Here is a 13875-nt window from a genome sequence, read left to right on the forward strand (position 1 = left end):
GGAATGAAGGTGATGCGCGGATTCCGGAATGCTGCGCTGGCGCTGCCGCTTTTCATGCTGGCGGCCTGCCAGTCGACGCCGGACAGCCGGCTCTACACGCTGGCGGTGATCCCGCCGGCCGGTTCGGCGCAGCCGGCAGCGACAACGTTCCGGACCCTGGCCTTGGGCTCGCTCGACCTGCCCATGCTGATCGATCGGCCGCAGATCGTCCGCCGCATCGACGGCAACCGGGTGGAGACGCTGGAGTATGACCGCTGGGCGGAGCCGCTGGCCGACGGCCTGCGCTCCACCCTGGCCGGCGATCTTGCGGCGCGGTTGCCGGGGACGACGGTGCTGCCGGTTGCCGGCAGCGGGCTGGCCGAGGGGACGCCGGTGCTGGCCGTCACCGTGCTGCGCTTCGATGCCGACGCCACCGGGCGTGTGGTTCTGGATGTGCAATGGACCTTGTCGTCCGGCAGCGGGTCCGGCGGGCGCAGGATCGCGCCGGCGCGCGAAACCGTCGAGGTGCCGTCCGGCGGTGCAGAGGCCGATGCGCAGGTTCGGACGATGAGCCAGGCGGTCGGCCGGCTGGCGGATCGCATTGCCGCGGGATTGCGGCACTAGGCTGCACGCGCGGAACCGCCTCAGTGCAGCAGGGTGGCGCCGCGGTCGGCGGTGGGGCTCGGCCTGTCCCGCGGCCTGTCCCGCTGCCTGTCGATGGGAGAGGCGGTCGGCCGGCTCGGCATCGGCGACGCCTGCGCAGGGTCCGGCAGCGTCAGGCCGGCACGGGCGAGGGCCGCGGCCAGGACGCAGAGCGGCGCCATCGCCATGCGCACGGCGGTCAGCGACAGCCAGTCGTTCATCAGCACCCCGGCCTCGCCATGCAGCCCTTGCTGGGCCAGCCGCAACATGTCGAGCAGCAGCGCCTCGTCGGTGCCCAGAGCCGGGCAGGGCGGACGGTGGAGGTCGAGCGGGCGGTTGGTGGCGGCGAGCACGATGCGCATCAGCGTGTCGAACGCCACCGCCGCATCGTTCGACAGTCCGGCCGCGGTCATTCCATCCTGCCAATGCGGATGCTGCCGCTCCGGTTCGCGCAGAGGCTCCGCCCACAGCCGCAGCACCGAGACGACCAGCGTCTCTGCATCGCACAGATCCTGGAAGCGCTCGCGACGAGGGGCGGCGCGGCGATGAAACTGCATGCTGGACATGGCGGACTCCGCTTGGGGTGGATCAGCGGAGAGTAGGATGCTCAAAATGCGAATGCAAGTCATTCGCAAATATAGTCGTGCCCGGTCTGTCTTCAGCGTTGCGACCATCGGGTCAGCCAGCCGGCGAGCCGGTCGAACCCGGCATCGATCACCACGGCGAGTGCGGCGACGATCAGCGCGCCCTGGATGACATAGGCCTGGTTGGACCCGTTCAGCCCGACGATGATCGGCAGGCCCAGGGTCTTGGCGCCGACGGTGGAGGCGATGGCGGCGGTGCCGACATTGATGATGACGGCGGTGCGGATGCCCGCCAGGATCACCGGGGCGGCCAGCGGCAGCTCGACGCGGAACAGCACCTCCGCCGGCCCCATGCCCAGGCCGCGGGCCGAGTCCAGCACCGGGGCCGGGACGCCGTCCAACCCGGCGACCGTGTTCTCCACCACCGGCAACAGGGCGTAGAGCGTCAGGGCGATCAGCGCCGGTTCGGGGCCGAAGCCCATCACCGGAACCGCCAGCGCCAGCACGGCCACCGGTGGGAAGGTCTGGCCCATGGTGGCGACGGTTTCCAGCAGGCCGCGGAATTCCCGCCCCCAGGGACGGGTGACGGCGATGCCGGCACCGCCGCCCAGCAGGATCGCGGCGAGGCTGGAGGCGCCGACCAGCGCCATGTGGTCGAGCGTCAGGCTGACGAAGCTCTCCGCCTCGTACAGCGGCCGGTCCAGGCGGGGGAACAACGTCGCGAACAGCGGCTTCAGCGACGGCATGCCCAGCACCAGCGCCACCAGCACCATCAGACCCAGCATCAGCCGGTCGGTCAGAAAATCCCGTGGGGCCATGCCGGCGCCGGTCATGCGGTGCCGCCGGGGACCGTTCCGCCGGAGGTGGGACGGACGAGGTCGGAGAGGTGCAGCACGCCGGCCGGCTGGCCATCGCCGTCCACCACCGGCAGCCGTTCGGTGCCGCGGGCGACCATCTCCGACAAGGCGCGGTGTAGCGGGGTCTCCGCAGTCAGCGGTTCGCCGGTCACGCTCTCCTGCCGGCGGGCGCGGTCGCCGACCGTCTCGACCGCCAGCCGCTTCAGACCCCATTCCTCGCGCCCGACGAGGTCGCGCACCAGCGGGCTGGCCGGATGGGTCAGGATGTCCAGCGGCGTGGCGCACTGGATCAGCCGGCCATGGTCCATCACCGCGATGCTGTCGCCAAGACGCAGTGCCTCGTCCATGTCGTGGGTGACGAAGACCACGGTGGTGCCGGTGCGGCGGTGGATGGCCGACAGTTCCGTCTGAAGGCTGGCGCGGGTGATCGGATCTAGCGCGCTGAACGGTTCGTCCATCAGCAGGATGCGCGGTTCCGCCGCCAGGGCGCGGGCGACGCCGACGCGCTGCTGCTGTCCGCCGGACAGCTGGTGCGGATAGGCGCCGCGGTACCGGCGGGGGTCGAGGTTCAGCAGTTCCAGCAGTTCCGTCACCCGGTCGCGGATGCGCGCCTTGGGCCAGCCGAGCAGGCCGGGGACGGTGGCGATGTTGCGTTCCACCGTCCAGTGCGGGAACAGACCGACCGACTGGATGACGTAGCCCATGCGGCGGCGCAATTCCTCCGGCTTCAGGGACGCGATGTCCTCGCCGTCGATGCGGATGGCGCCCTCGTCGGCGGGGATCAGCCGGTTGATCATCCGCAGCACCGTCGATTTGCCGGAGCCGGACGGCCCGATCAGCACGCGGAATTCCCCTTCCGCCACGGTGAAGGACACGGCATCCACCGCCGTCCAGGAGCCGAAGCGCTTGGTCACCCGCTCGAATTCGATCATGGCGCACTCTTTCCCGGCAGGACGCCGATGCTGTGGGTGGCGGCGGCAATGCCGATGGAAAGCAGGGCGTCGGCCGCCACTGCCAGCAGAATGACGGGAACGGCGCCCAACAGCACAAGGTCCAGCGCGTTGGCGAAAAGCCCCTGGAACATGATGGCACCCAGCCCGCCGGCTCCGATCAACGCCGCCACCGCCGCCAGCCCGACCGCCTGGACCACGGTGATGCGCAGTCCCGACAGGAAAACCGGCAGCGCCAGCGGCAGGTCGACACGCAGGAAGATCTGGCGCGGTGTCAGTCCCATGCCCCGGGCGGCTTCCCGTACCGGGGCGGGAACGCCGTCCAGCCCGACCGCGGTGTTGCGGACAATGGGCAGCAGCGAATAGAGCGTCAGCGCGATCACCGCCGGCAGCGGGCCAACCCCGCTGATCCCCGAACCCGGCAGCATCGCACCCAGCGCCGCCAGCGGTGCCATCAGCAGGCCGAACAGGGCGATGGACGGCACGGTCTGCACCACGTTCAGCACCGGGAACACCGCGCGCCCAACCGCCTGCACCCGGTGGGCCACGATGCCGAGAGGAATGCCGATCAGCAGGGTCGGGACCAGCGCCGCCGCCACCAGCGTGGCATGGCGCAGCACGGCGTCGGCGAAAATCTCGCGCCGGTTGGCATATTCCTTGAGGATCGACAGCGCGTCGAGATGACCGGATGCCAGTTGCAGCGCCACCAGCGCGGCGACCGCTCCCCCGACCGCCATCCGGCCGATGGCGCCCAGCTCCAGCCGGCGCGCCGCGTCGATGGCGGTCAGCAGACCCGCCGCCGCCATCACCCAGAAGCCGGAGGCGAAGGAGGTCCGCGCCGCTGCGGACGCTCCCTGCGCCAATGCCACCGCCTGCGCGCCCGCCAGCCAGACCAGCCCGGCGGTGAACAGTCCGCCCGCCGCGACGGTCAGGCCAAGCCCGGCACGGGTGGGCCGCAAGAACGGCGTCGCCAGCAGCACCAACCCCGGCAGCAGGGCCGCCGCCCCGTCCAGCCCCTGCACCGCCGCCCACAGCGGCACCGGCCGTCCCGACAGCAGACGGTTGGGTGCGAAGCCGAGAAAGGGCAAGGCCATGGCGGCGACCGCCGCGGCCAGCACCATCAGCAGGGCGACGCGGTTGTGCACGAGAAGTCGGCTGGTCACGTCGCCGGCTTATTTCAGGAAGCCCTTGGACTTCAGATACTCGGTGGCGACCTGCTTCTGGTCCTGGCCGTCCACCGAGATCTTGGCGTTCAGCCCGCGCAGGGTCTCTGCATCGAGGCTGGAGAAGACCGGGTTCAGCAGATCGGCGATCTTCGGGTTGGCGGTCAGCACGGCGGCGCGGACGGTCGGCGCCGGCTCATACACCATCTGGGCGCCCTTGGTGTCGGCCAGCACGACTAGGTCGAGTGCCGCGATGGCGCCGTCGGTGCCGTAGACCATGGCGGTGTTGACGCCGGACGTCTGTTCGGCCGCCGCACGGATGGTGGCCGCGGTGTCGCCGCCGGCCAGGATCAGCATCTGGTCGGGCTTGAGCGCGAAGCCGTAGGTCTGCTGGAAGGAGGGCAGGGCGGCCGGGCTCTCCACGAACTCCGCCGACGCGGCGACCTTGGCCTTGCCGCCGCCGCCGACCCACTTGGCGAAATCCTCCATGGTCTTCAGCTTGTTGGCGTCGGCCACATCGCGCCGCACGGCCAGCGCCCAGGTGTTGTTGGCCGGGGCCGGCTTCAGCCAGACGATGCCGTTCTTCTCCTGATCGAGCTGCCGGACCTTGTCGTAGCCGGCGCCGGCATTCTTCCAGACCGGATCGCTGTCGACATTGAAGAAGAAGGCGCCGTTGCCGGTATATTCGGGATAGATGTCGATCTCGCCGGACAGCAGGGCGCCGCGCACGATCTTGGTCGGACCCAGCTGGATTTTGTTCTCCGTCGGGATGCCGCCCGCCTGCAAGACCTGCAGGATCATGGTGCCGAGCAGACCGCTTTCGGCATCCAGCTTCGAGCCGACGCGGACCGCATCCGCCGCCTGTGCCGTGCCGGCGGCAAGACCGACCGCCAGAATTGCCGCACCCATGGCCGCACCCATGAAGGCGCGGCTCTTGTTGAAGATCGTGAACACCCCGGAACCTCCCCCTGAAAGCATTGGGAAAAGGATGGGTGACGGCTGCGCTTACGGCAAGCCGCGCTTTCCGTCTGTCCTGTCCCGGATATGAGTTTTCGCCTATTTCCCTGAGGAACTTCCCATCCGGCGAAACTGTTGAGCGGGAAACCCCCACAGCCCAACAGGAGGATCCGATGTCCCAGGGCGACAAGGACAAATACACCGACAAGCAGAAGCGCAAGGCCGAGCATATCGAAGAAAGTTACGAGAAGCGCGGCGTGTCGAAAGATGAGGCAGAAAGCCGCGCCTGGGCGACCGTCAACAAGCAGGATGGCGGCGGCAAGAAGGGCGGGTCGGGGCACGACAAGTGACGAGGGCGGTCAAGTAGGGGGAGGATCGAGGCCGATACTCCCCCTGACGCCAAACTCTTCTACAGTCCGCGATAGGTCCACTCCGTCCCCAGTGCCGCGGCGTCGCGGTCGCGCAGCACGGCGACCTCCGAATGGGCCGGCGACAGCTCGCAAACCGGGTCGGTCGCATCGGCGCTGCCCGCCAGCGCCAGGGCCTGACAGCGGCAGCCGCCCCAATCCTCTTCCTTGTGGTCGCAGGATTGACAGGGCTCCGGCATCCAGTCGGTGCCGCGGTAGCGGGTGAAGGCCGGACCATCGCGCCAGATGTCGGACAGGCTGCGGTCGTGCACCGTCTCGAACATCATCCCTGGAATCGTCTCCGCCGCATGGCAGGGCAAAACCCGGCCGCGCGGGGTGACGTTCATGAAACGGCGCGCCCAGCCGCCCATGCAGCTCTTCGGCCGGCGGGCGTAATAATCCGGCACGACGTAATCGACGACGATCCGCCCGGCCAGTTCGGGCAGCCGGGAGCGCACCGCCGCGTCCATCGCCAGCAACTGCTCACGCGACGGCATCAGGGCCGCGCGGTTGGCGAGCGCCCAGCCGTAATACTGCACGTTGGCGATTTCGATCCGTCCGGCACCGAGATCCATCGCCAGATCGATTACGTCATTCACCCGGTCGATGTTGTGGCGGTGCAGAACCGCGTTGATGGTCAGCGCCATACCCTGCCGGACCACCGCCCGTGCCACCTCAAGCTTCTTCACGTGGCCGCCCTTGAAGCCGCCGACACGGTCGGCGCCGGTCGCTTCGGCATCCTGAAGGCTGATCTGCACGTGCTGAAGCCCGGCGCGCTGCAACCGCTCCAACCGGGCCCGGTCGAGCAGCACGGCGGAGGTGATGAGGTTGCTGTAGAGCCCGATCTCCGTCGCGTGGGCGACCAGTTCCTCCAGATCCTTGCGGACGCAGGGTTCTCCGCCGGAGAAATGCACCTGGAGCGCACCGACCTCCGCCGCCTCGTCCAGCACGCGCTTCCAGGTGGCGGTGTCCAGTTCCGCGCTGGCGGACTCGAGCGCCACCGGGTTGGAGCAATAGGGGCAGCGCAGCGGGCAGCGGTGCGTCAGCTCCATCAGCACGGCGAAGGGCGGAGCCGGTTCGGCGGCCGAAGATGCCGCGAAGGCGGGCAGGGCGCAGCTCATTGGACACACCTCCTGGAGACACACCTCCCGGGGCATCTCATGTGACGACATAACCCTTGTTGCGCAGGTCGGTCAGCATCTCGAGCACGTCGGCGGCGACCTCCGTGCGCGGCGCGTCGTATTCCACGGTCAGCCGGTCGATACCGGTGGCCACATCGGCGATCTCTGCACCGACGCAGGTGCGCACCACCGCCAGCGCCATCTCGTCCAGCACCAGAAGCCGCTCTGGCCCCATCAGCATCCACTGGTCGCGGCGGCGGTCGTTGCGCAGCATGACGCCGGGGGCCAGCCTCAACCGGTCGGTCTCGGCAATGTGGGGAGCGACGGCGTTCACCGGCTGTACCGTGTCGGTTCCATGTCCACCGGCACGAAGGCGCCGGGCGGAATCAGATTGGGGGTGACATAGGCATGGTGCAGGGCATCCAGCTGCGCCCACAGCAGTTCGGTCTTGAAGCGAAGGGCGCGCAGGCATTGCCGCTGCTGCTCCGCCGTATGGGCATTGGTCAGCACATAGTCCAGCCCGAACTCCACGTCGCGCGGCGCCTCGTCCAGACGCTTGCGGAAATAGGACAGCGTGCTGTCGTTGGCGAAGGCGTAGTTGCGCTCGAACCCGGCGATGCGCTCACGGTGGATCGACGGTGCGAACAGCTCGGTCAGCGAGGATGCCACCGCCTCAAGCAGCGAATGGTCGCGCACGAAGTTGACATAGGCATCCACGGCGAAGCGGGTGGCGGGCAGGAGACCCTCCAGCGACTTCACATAGTCGCGATCCAGCCCCAGCCCGTCGGTCAGCCGCAGCCAGCGCTCGATGCCACCGACCTTGGTCTCGTCCAGTTCACCGGTCTGGGTCAGCCCGTCATGGTCCAGCACGCGCTGCAACCAGGCGCGGCGCAGCGCCGGATCGTCCATGCGCGACATGATGGTGAGATCCTTGCGCGGGATCGACACCTGATAATAGAAGCGGTTCAGCGCCCAGGCCTGGATCTGCCCCTTCTGCAGCTTGCCGCCGTGCAGCAGCTGATGGAACGGGTGGAGGTCGTGATACTGCCGCTCGCCGATGGCATAGAGCGCGGCACGGAACTCCTCGCGGGACATCAGCTCAGTCATAGGGTCAGCTCCAGCCCGTCATGGGCGATGCGCCAGCCGGCCGCCTCGGCCTCCGCCCGTTCGGGCGAATCCTCCAGCAGGGCGGGGTTCGTGTTGTTGATGTGGATGTAGAATTTGCGGGCGACGCTCAGCGGCGCGAAGGCGGCCATGCTGCCGGCCGGTCCCGACATCGGCATGTGGCCCATGCGTGCCGCCGTCTTCACCCCGGTGCCGCTGCGGATCATCTCGTCGTCGGTCCAGGTGGTGCCGTCGAACAGCACGAGCGGCGCCCCATGCAACCGGTCGGCCAGCCAACCCGGCATGCCGGCGCAGCCGGGGATGTAGAAGAAGCCGTCGCTGGACCCGTCGCTTGGGCGGATGCGCAACGCCACCGTGTCCTCGGCGACGGAGCCGAAGCCGGGGCCGGCCGACGCGTCTTCCAGATAGAGCGCCACCTTGCCCGGCACCGCGAACGCCTCGACCTCCAGTCCCAGCGGCCGGCCGTCGGCGCCGGCGGGCTGGAAGGGTTCGCCCAGCGCCATCGGGCGGCGCGCGACCAGTTCGGGATTCAACACGTTGAACACGCTGTTGCCGGCCAGCACGCCATGGACGCGCGGGGTGGCATAAACGGCGAAGGGATGGGATTCGCGAAGGGTCAGCAGGCCCGCCACATGGTCGATGTCTGCATTGGTCAGCAGCGCCGCGCCGATCGGATTTCCGCGCAGGCCATTCCGGGGATGCAGCTGCGGGTTGGCGAGCGTTTGCGCGCCGAGATCGGGCGAGGCGTTCAGCAACAGCCAGCGTTCGCCGTCGGCGGTCACCGCCAGCGACGATTGGGTGCGGGGCTTGGCCGCCGGATCGCCGGAACGGGCACGGCGGCAACCCTCGCAGGCGCAGTTCCATTGCGGGAAGCCCCCGCCGGCTGCCGAACCGAGTACGAGAATCTTCATGACCACCGTCTTGAGCGCGTCTTAAGCGCGGTCCTTGGGAAAAAGGCCCTATGGAAGGCAGGTCCGGGGAAGAGCTGTCACGCCGTGCTTCCCCGGCCCCGGTTCGTCCGGCTTACAGGCCGGCGCAGGCGTAGGCGTTGATTTCGGTGCCGACGGCGATTTCGGTGGTCTTCGGTTTGCGCCAGGTCTTCATCGCGTGATACTCCTGCTTGCTGACTGTTGCTTACCAGGATGGTTGGCAAGATGAAGAGTAGCGGTCGGAGGCGGAGGGCCGCCATGCTACCATGGTGTAATCCGCCATCTCCTTCGGTGCCGACCCGCCCCCGATATCAGGGGGTGGGGGCAGCGGGAGGCGGTAGCGGATGGGCCTCCTCTGTCGGCAGACCGGCTTCCATCCAGCCGTCGATGCCCGTCGGGTACCAATGGACACGGGCATACCCAAGCAACACCGCTCGCTTGGCCGCGTTCCATGACAGCCAGCAATCGGACAGGCAGTAGAACAAAAGATCGCGGGAGTGGTCGCCGCCGGTCAGCCGATCCAGTTGGGACTCGAACCATGCCAGCGTCGCCGGATCGGGGGCGCCCACCCCCACATTGGGCAGCCAGACGCTGCCGGGTATTTGCCGGTAGGGCTTCGATTGCAGCCAGGGGCCGCCGGGCAGCGTGCTGCGCTCCAGGCGCTGGACGAAGACCGGAATTAGACGGCCTTGCGACAACAGCGCCTGCACCGCAGGGGTGTCGACCGTTTCCGCCCCGACGACCCCGTCCGGCGTGGGGGAGCGGTAGTCTGACAGGCGGTAGCCGTCCGGCTGTGGAATGCCGGCGGCAAGGGTGGGGGTGGTGAGGGCGAGGGTGAGAAGAAGAACGGCGACTGTTGGGAGGGTGGATCCCCACCTGACCTCCCTCGCCGGGCGGGGTGGGGACAAGTGCGCACAGGCCCTCACCGCCGGTCGGCCAGCACACGGTTGGCAATCACCACCGCCTGGGTGCGGCTGTAGACCTTCAGCTTTTGCAGGATCGCCGAGACATGGGCCTTCACCGTCGTCTCGGTGATGCTGAGGTCGAAGGCGATCTCCTTGTTCAACTTGCCGGTGCCCAGAAGCTCCAGCACCCGCAGCTGCTGCGCGGTCAAGGTGGAGATGCGCCGCGCGATCTCCGCGGTCTCAGCATCCTCGGCCTCGTCGGCGGTCGCCTCGTCCGCGGCTTGGGGAGGAACGTAAAGCTCGCCGTTCAGGACCTGGCGCAGGGCGGCGGCGATGGCGTCGCGCGGGGTCGATTTCGGAATGAAGCCGGCGGCCCCGCTCTCCATCGCCTCGCGCACCCAGCGGCGTTCCTCGTGGGCGGAGACGACGACGACCGGCGTCGCTGGAAAGCGCTGGCGCAACGTGCGCAGCCCGCCCAGGCCGTTCATGCCCGGCATGTTAACGTCGAGCAGCACGAGATCGAGGTCGCCCCGCTCCTCCAGCGCCTGCATGACGCTGTCGAGCCGGTCCGCCTCCATCACGTCGGTCGCCTGGCAGGAATAGAGCACCGCGCTGCGCAAAGCGTCGCGCACCATCGGATGGTCATCGGCAATCAGGATCCGGGTCATGGCCTGCGGTTCCTTGCACAGCAGCAGAAAAGATGAAGGCTGGGACAGCGTCCCGCCTCCATTGTGTCAGAGCGAAATGGACGGGCGCAACAACGCGAACGACCCGAATTGTTTTGTGCGCGAACATGTCGCACCGCCATCGGATGTACTCCCCTTCGGTTGGAGTGGGCCGTCACTCCTCGTGCACGGTTTCCAGCCAGGAGCGGATCGACCACAGCGCCTCCTGCCCCAAGGCGTCGCCGAATTTCGGCATGTAGGTGACGCCGTTGCGGATCGAGCCGTTGGTGACGCGCTCCTTGAACCACTCGTCGCCGCCGTCGCCCTTCTCCAGATAGCGCAGGTCGGGGGCGATGCCGCCGGACACCGCCCCCAGCCCATGGCAGCGCGCGCAGTTCTGGTTGAAGGCCGAGGCGCCGATCTCCACCGCGCGCGGGTTGCCGCGGTAGGGATTGCTGTCCCGCCATGTCTCGCCCAGCTTCTCCAGCCCGGTGGTGTCCACCGGCTGCGGGACGACGTCGCCATGGGCGAGAGCTTGGCCGCACAGTGCCACCGTCAACAGGCCGGCCAGGGCAAGCGGGGCAAAGGGGGCGAGCCGGCGGGACCGGATGGGCGGCTTGGCGGGCCTCTGCGTCATCTCTTGCGTCCTCTTCCTGCATCCGTCTTTGGGCTCCCGCTTTGTGCCGTGCCGCAGACTCCGCGTTTCGTGGAGGTGCTTGACGGTTGCAGGGCCGGATTGCGGCCGAGGATAGCAATCGTTCGTTCGCTTAATTATTCGACGATGGTACAAGACCCGCCAGCAAGGTCGGAATTGCGCCGCGGCGGCTTGGTCTATGGTCGGATGACGCAAAGGGCAAGCCACCGGGAACCCGCCGGGAACCCGCAGTCAGGTCAGCGGCGGCAGCCGCCCGGCATTGATCGCCGCCTTCACCTTCGCCAGCTGCCGCACCGCCGGATCGCCCAGCCGCAGCGCCACCCCCGTCGACAGCACGTCGATCAGCGTCAGGTGCACCAGCCGCGAGGCCATCGGCGTGTACATCTCGGTGTCCTCCACCGGCCGGCTGGCGATGACGACGCTCGCCATCGCGGCCAGAGGCGACCGCGGCGCGGTGATCGCCACCACTGCCGTGCCCTGCGACCGCGCCGCCGCCGCCAGTTCGTTGATCGTCCCGCTGCGCCCGGTGTTGGACAGCGCCAGCAGCACCCCGCCGGCCGTCATGTTGACCAGCAGCATGCGCGCCAGCACCGGGTCGGCGCAGGGCTGGGCGTCGGCGCCGAAGCGCAGCAGCTTGTGCGCCGCGTCCTGGGCCAGCGCGCTCGACCCGCCGGTGCCGACGCACAACACCCGCGACGCGCCCGCCAGGAGAGCGATGGCGCGCTCCAGTGCTTCGTCGTCCAGCGTGGACGATGCCGCGGTCAAAGCCGCAGCGCTCGATGAAAAAATTTTTCGCGCCAATGTTCCGACATCGTCGTCCGGCGCGACATCCTTGCTGACATAGGGGGTACCGCCGCGCACCTCGTCGCGCAACGCATCCCGTGCCTGGGATTCGGCAAGCCGCAGCTTGAAGTCCGGGAAGCCGGCGCAGCCGACGCTGCGGCAGAAACGCACCACCGTCGCCTCGCTGACCTCCGCCGCTTGTGCCAGCGACGTGACGTTCAGGTCGAGCACCCGCCGCGGATCGGCCAGCACCAGATCGGCGATCTGCCCTTCCGACCGTTTCAGCTCGCCTCGCAACCGGCGGATCTCATCCAATATATCCAATGGTGTAGGGGAGGCGGCTGTGCTGTTGACCGGGGATGTCATGGCGTAAAGTTACTTCCCTGGAAAGGGCCGATTCCGCGAGGCACCGGCCGCTGGACCATCGCGAAAGCGGCAGCGTCCGGAGCGGCGCTGCCGTCACTATGAAGAATTTTGCCGTGGATGGCGAGAAATCCAGCCGAGCCATCCCATTTATGAAAAAATTTTTCTTCACAGCCAGCCCTCCCAGGCGTATGGTCCGTTCCGGAAATCATCGCCTCCCACAAACGGTCGAGACGCGATCATGAGCAAGCCCGCCCCCCTGAATTCTGTCGTCGCCCGCGTGACGGAGCGTATTGCGGAGCGCAGCCGCGATCGCCGTGCTGCCTATCTGGCGCGGCTGGAAAGCGCTGGCGGAAAGCCGCGCCGCCATCGCCTGGGCTGCGCCAACCTCGCCCACGCCTTCGCGGCCTGCGGCACGAACGACAAGGCGGCGCTGCGCGGCGAGACGCAGCCGTCGATCGGCATCGTCACCGCCTACAACGACATGCTCTCCGCCCATCAGCCCTACGAGCGCTATCCCGCGATGATCCGTGAGTCGGTGCGCGCGGCCGGCGGCGTGGCGCAGGTTGCCGGCGGCGTGCCCGCCATGTGCGACGGCGTCACCCAGGGTTACGAGGGCATGGAGCTGTCGCTGTTCAGCCGCGACGTGATCGCGCTGGCGACCGGCGTCGCACTCTCCCACGCAACCTTCGACGGTGTCCTGTGCCTGGGCATCTGCGACAAGATCGTTCCCGGCCTGGTGATCGGATCGCTCGCCTTCGGCCATCTGCCGACGATCTTCGTCCCCGCCGGTCCGATGCCGTCGGGCCTGTCGAATGCCGACAAGGCCAAGGCGCGCCAGCTCTATGCCCAGGGCAAGGTCGGTCGCGAGGAACTGCTGGAGGCCGAGTCCAAGTCCTACCATGCCCCCGGCACCTGCACATTCTACGGCACCGCCAACACCAACCAGATGCTGATGGAGATCATGGGCCTGCACCTGCCGGGCGCCAGCTTCGTCAACCCCAACACGCCGCTGCGCGATGCGTTGACCGATGCCGCCGCCCGCCGGGTGGTGGCGATGACCGTCCCCGGCGCCGGCACCCCCATCGGCCGCATCGTCGATGAGCGCGCGTTGGTCAACGGCATCGTCGGGCTGCTGGCCACCGGCGGTTCGACCAACCACACCCTGCACATCCCGGCCATCGCCGCCGCCGCCGGCATCGAACTGAACTGGGAGGATTTTTCGGAGCTGTCGGCGGTCGTCCCGCTGCTGGCCCGCGTCTACCCCAACGGCAGCGCCGACGTGAACCGCTTCCATCAGGCCGGCGGCATGCCCTTCGTCATTGGTCAACTGATCGACGCCGGGCTCCTTCACACCGACATCTCCACCATCCATGGCGACGGTGGGCTGGAGCCGTACCGCAGCATGCCGGAACTGGACGAGGGCGGTGCCCTGACCTGGACCCGTGCCGCCACCGACCAGAGCGGCGACCCGTCGGTCGTCGCCACCACCGGGGCGCCCTTCGCCGCCGAAGGGGGCTTGCGCGTGCTGACCGGCAACCTCGGCCGTGGCGTCATCAAGACGTCGGCGGTCAAGCCGGAGCATCGTCTTGTCGAGGCCCCGGCCCGCGTCTTCGACAGCCAGGAGTCGGTCCAGACCGCCTTCCGCGCCGGCGAACTCGACCGCGATGTGATCGTCGTCGTCCGCTACCAAGGGCCCGGCGCCAACGGCATGCCGGAACTGCACAAGCTGACCCCGCCGCTGGGCGTGTTGCAGGACAAGGGCTTCAAGGTCGCGCTGGTGACCGATG

Annotated in this window: 17 protein-coding genes (1 of these 17 only partly in view); 3 read left to right on the forward strand and 14 right to left on the reverse strand. The window is 68.4% G+C overall.

Features of this window, described 5'->3' with window-relative positions:
• The first annotated feature begins 12 nt into the window (after positions 1–12).
• Positions 13–603, forward strand: a complete 591-nt coding sequence (locus ABNQ40_RS10755) for a membrane integrity-associated transporter subunit PqiC (RefSeq protein WP_247879652.1) — start codon at positions 13–15, stop codon at positions 601–603.
• 20 nt (positions 604–623) lie between these two features.
• On the opposite strand, the gene ABNQ40_RS10760 is transcribed toward ABNQ40_RS10755, so the two are convergent.
• The 5 genes from ABNQ40_RS10760 to ABNQ40_RS10780 all read right to left on the reverse strand — a co-directional run bounded on the left by ABNQ40_RS10760 (position 624) and on the right by ABNQ40_RS10780 (position 5096).
• The gene (locus tag ABNQ40_RS10760) at positions 624–1187 is read right to left on the reverse strand and encodes a hypothetical protein (protein ID WP_109048681.1); all 564 of its coding nucleotides are present in this window, start codon (positions 1185–1187) and stop codon (positions 624–626) included.
• Between the two features lie 92 nt (positions 1188–1279).
• Positions 1280–2038, reverse strand: coding sequence for an ABC transporter permease (locus tag ABNQ40_RS10765; protein ID WP_247879651.1), 759 nt, complete (start codon positions 2036–2038; stop codon positions 1280–1282).
• Positions 2035–2994, reverse strand: coding sequence for an ABC transporter ATP-binding protein (locus tag ABNQ40_RS10770; RefSeq protein ID WP_109048680.1), 960 nt, complete (start codon positions 2992–2994; stop codon positions 2035–2037). Before ABNQ40_RS10770 ends, ABNQ40_RS10765 begins: the two co-directional genes overlap by 4 nt.
• Positions 2991–4133 (reverse strand): ABC transporter permease, encoded by a 1143-nt coding sequence (locus ABNQ40_RS10775; protein ID WP_109490795.1) that lies wholly within the window; start codon positions 4131–4133, stop codon positions 2991–2993. Before ABNQ40_RS10775 ends, ABNQ40_RS10770 begins: the two co-directional genes overlap by 4 nt.
• Positions 4134–4184: 51 nt before the next feature.
• Entirely contained in the window at positions 4185–5096 is a 912-nt protein-coding gene (locus tag ABNQ40_RS10780) for an ABC transporter substrate-binding protein (RefSeq protein WP_109490794.1), read from the reverse strand.
• Between the two features lie 209 nt (positions 5097–5305).
• Between ABNQ40_RS10780 and ABNQ40_RS10785 the strand changes: the two genes are divergently transcribed.
• Positions 5306–5482, forward strand: a complete 177-nt coding sequence (locus ABNQ40_RS10785) for a hypothetical protein (RefSeq protein ID WP_174473776.1) — start codon at positions 5306–5308, stop codon at positions 5480–5482.
• 59 nt (positions 5483–5541) lie between these two features.
• On the opposite strand, the gene pqqE is transcribed toward ABNQ40_RS10785, so the two are convergent.
• From pqqE to ABNQ40_RS10830, 9 genes are all read right to left on the reverse strand, one after another.
• Positions 5542–6660 (reverse strand): pyrroloquinoline quinone biosynthesis protein PqqE, encoded by a 1119-nt coding sequence (gene pqqE / locus ABNQ40_RS10790; protein WP_109048679.1) that lies wholly within the window; start codon positions 6658–6660, stop codon positions 5542–5544.
• Positions 6661–6697: 37 nt separating this feature from the next.
• Positions 6698–6994, reverse strand: coding sequence for a pyrroloquinoline quinone biosynthesis peptide chaperone PqqD (pqqD, locus tag ABNQ40_RS10795; RefSeq protein WP_109048678.1), 297 nt, complete (start codon positions 6992–6994; stop codon positions 6698–6700).
• Positions 6991–7767, reverse strand: a complete 777-nt coding sequence (gene pqqC, locus ABNQ40_RS10800) for a pyrroloquinoline-quinone synthase PqqC (protein WP_109048677.1) — start codon at positions 7765–7767, stop codon at positions 6991–6993. Before pqqC ends, pqqD begins: the two co-directional genes overlap by 4 nt.
• The gene (gene pqqB, locus ABNQ40_RS10805) at positions 7764–8696 is read right to left on the reverse strand and encodes a pyrroloquinoline quinone biosynthesis protein PqqB (protein ID WP_109048676.1); all 933 of its coding nucleotides are present in this window, start codon (positions 8694–8696) and stop codon (positions 7764–7766) included. Before pqqB ends, pqqC begins: the two co-directional genes overlap by 4 nt.
• A 112-nt stretch (positions 8697–8808) precedes the next feature.
• Complete coding sequence (pqqA, locus tag ABNQ40_RS10810; protein WP_014249839.1) at positions 8809–8889, reverse strand: pyrroloquinoline quinone precursor peptide PqqA; 81 nt, start codon at positions 8887–8889, stop codon at positions 8809–8811.
• Between the two features lie 136 nt (positions 8890–9025).
• Complete coding sequence (locus ABNQ40_RS10815; protein ID WP_247879649.1) at positions 9026–9622, reverse strand: rhodanese-like domain-containing protein; 597 nt, start codon at positions 9620–9622, stop codon at positions 9026–9028.
• 14 nt (positions 9623–9636) lie between these two features.
• Positions 9637–10287, reverse strand: a complete 651-nt coding sequence (locus ABNQ40_RS10820; protein WP_109048675.1) for a response regulator transcription factor — start codon at positions 10285–10287, stop codon at positions 9637–9639.
• A gap of 172 nt (positions 10288–10459) precedes the next feature.
• Positions 10460–10921, reverse strand: coding sequence for a cytochrome c-550 PedF (pedF, locus tag ABNQ40_RS10825; RefSeq protein ID WP_391346476.1), 462 nt, complete (start codon positions 10919–10921; stop codon positions 10460–10462).
• A 249-nt stretch (positions 10922–11170) separates the two neighbouring features.
• Complete coding sequence (locus ABNQ40_RS10830; protein ID WP_109048673.1) at positions 11171–12088, reverse strand: SIS domain-containing protein; 918 nt, start codon at positions 12086–12088, stop codon at positions 11171–11173.
• Between the two features lie 238 nt (positions 12089–12326).
• Here ABNQ40_RS10830 and edd point away from each other — a divergent pair, with 238 nt between their 5' ends.
• On the forward strand, positions 12327–13875 hold the 5' portion of the coding sequence (gene edd / locus ABNQ40_RS10835) for a phosphogluconate dehydratase (protein ID WP_391346479.1). 290 nt of this gene lie beyond the right edge of the window; 1549 of the gene's 1839 nt are visible here — the first part of the coding sequence; the start codon lies at positions 12327–12329; its stop codon lies beyond the right edge, outside the window.

The organism is Azospirillum sp. A23 (assembly GCF_042938965.1).
GTDB lineage: Bacteria > Pseudomonadota > Alphaproteobacteria > Azospirillales > Azospirillaceae > Azospirillum > Azospirillum melinis.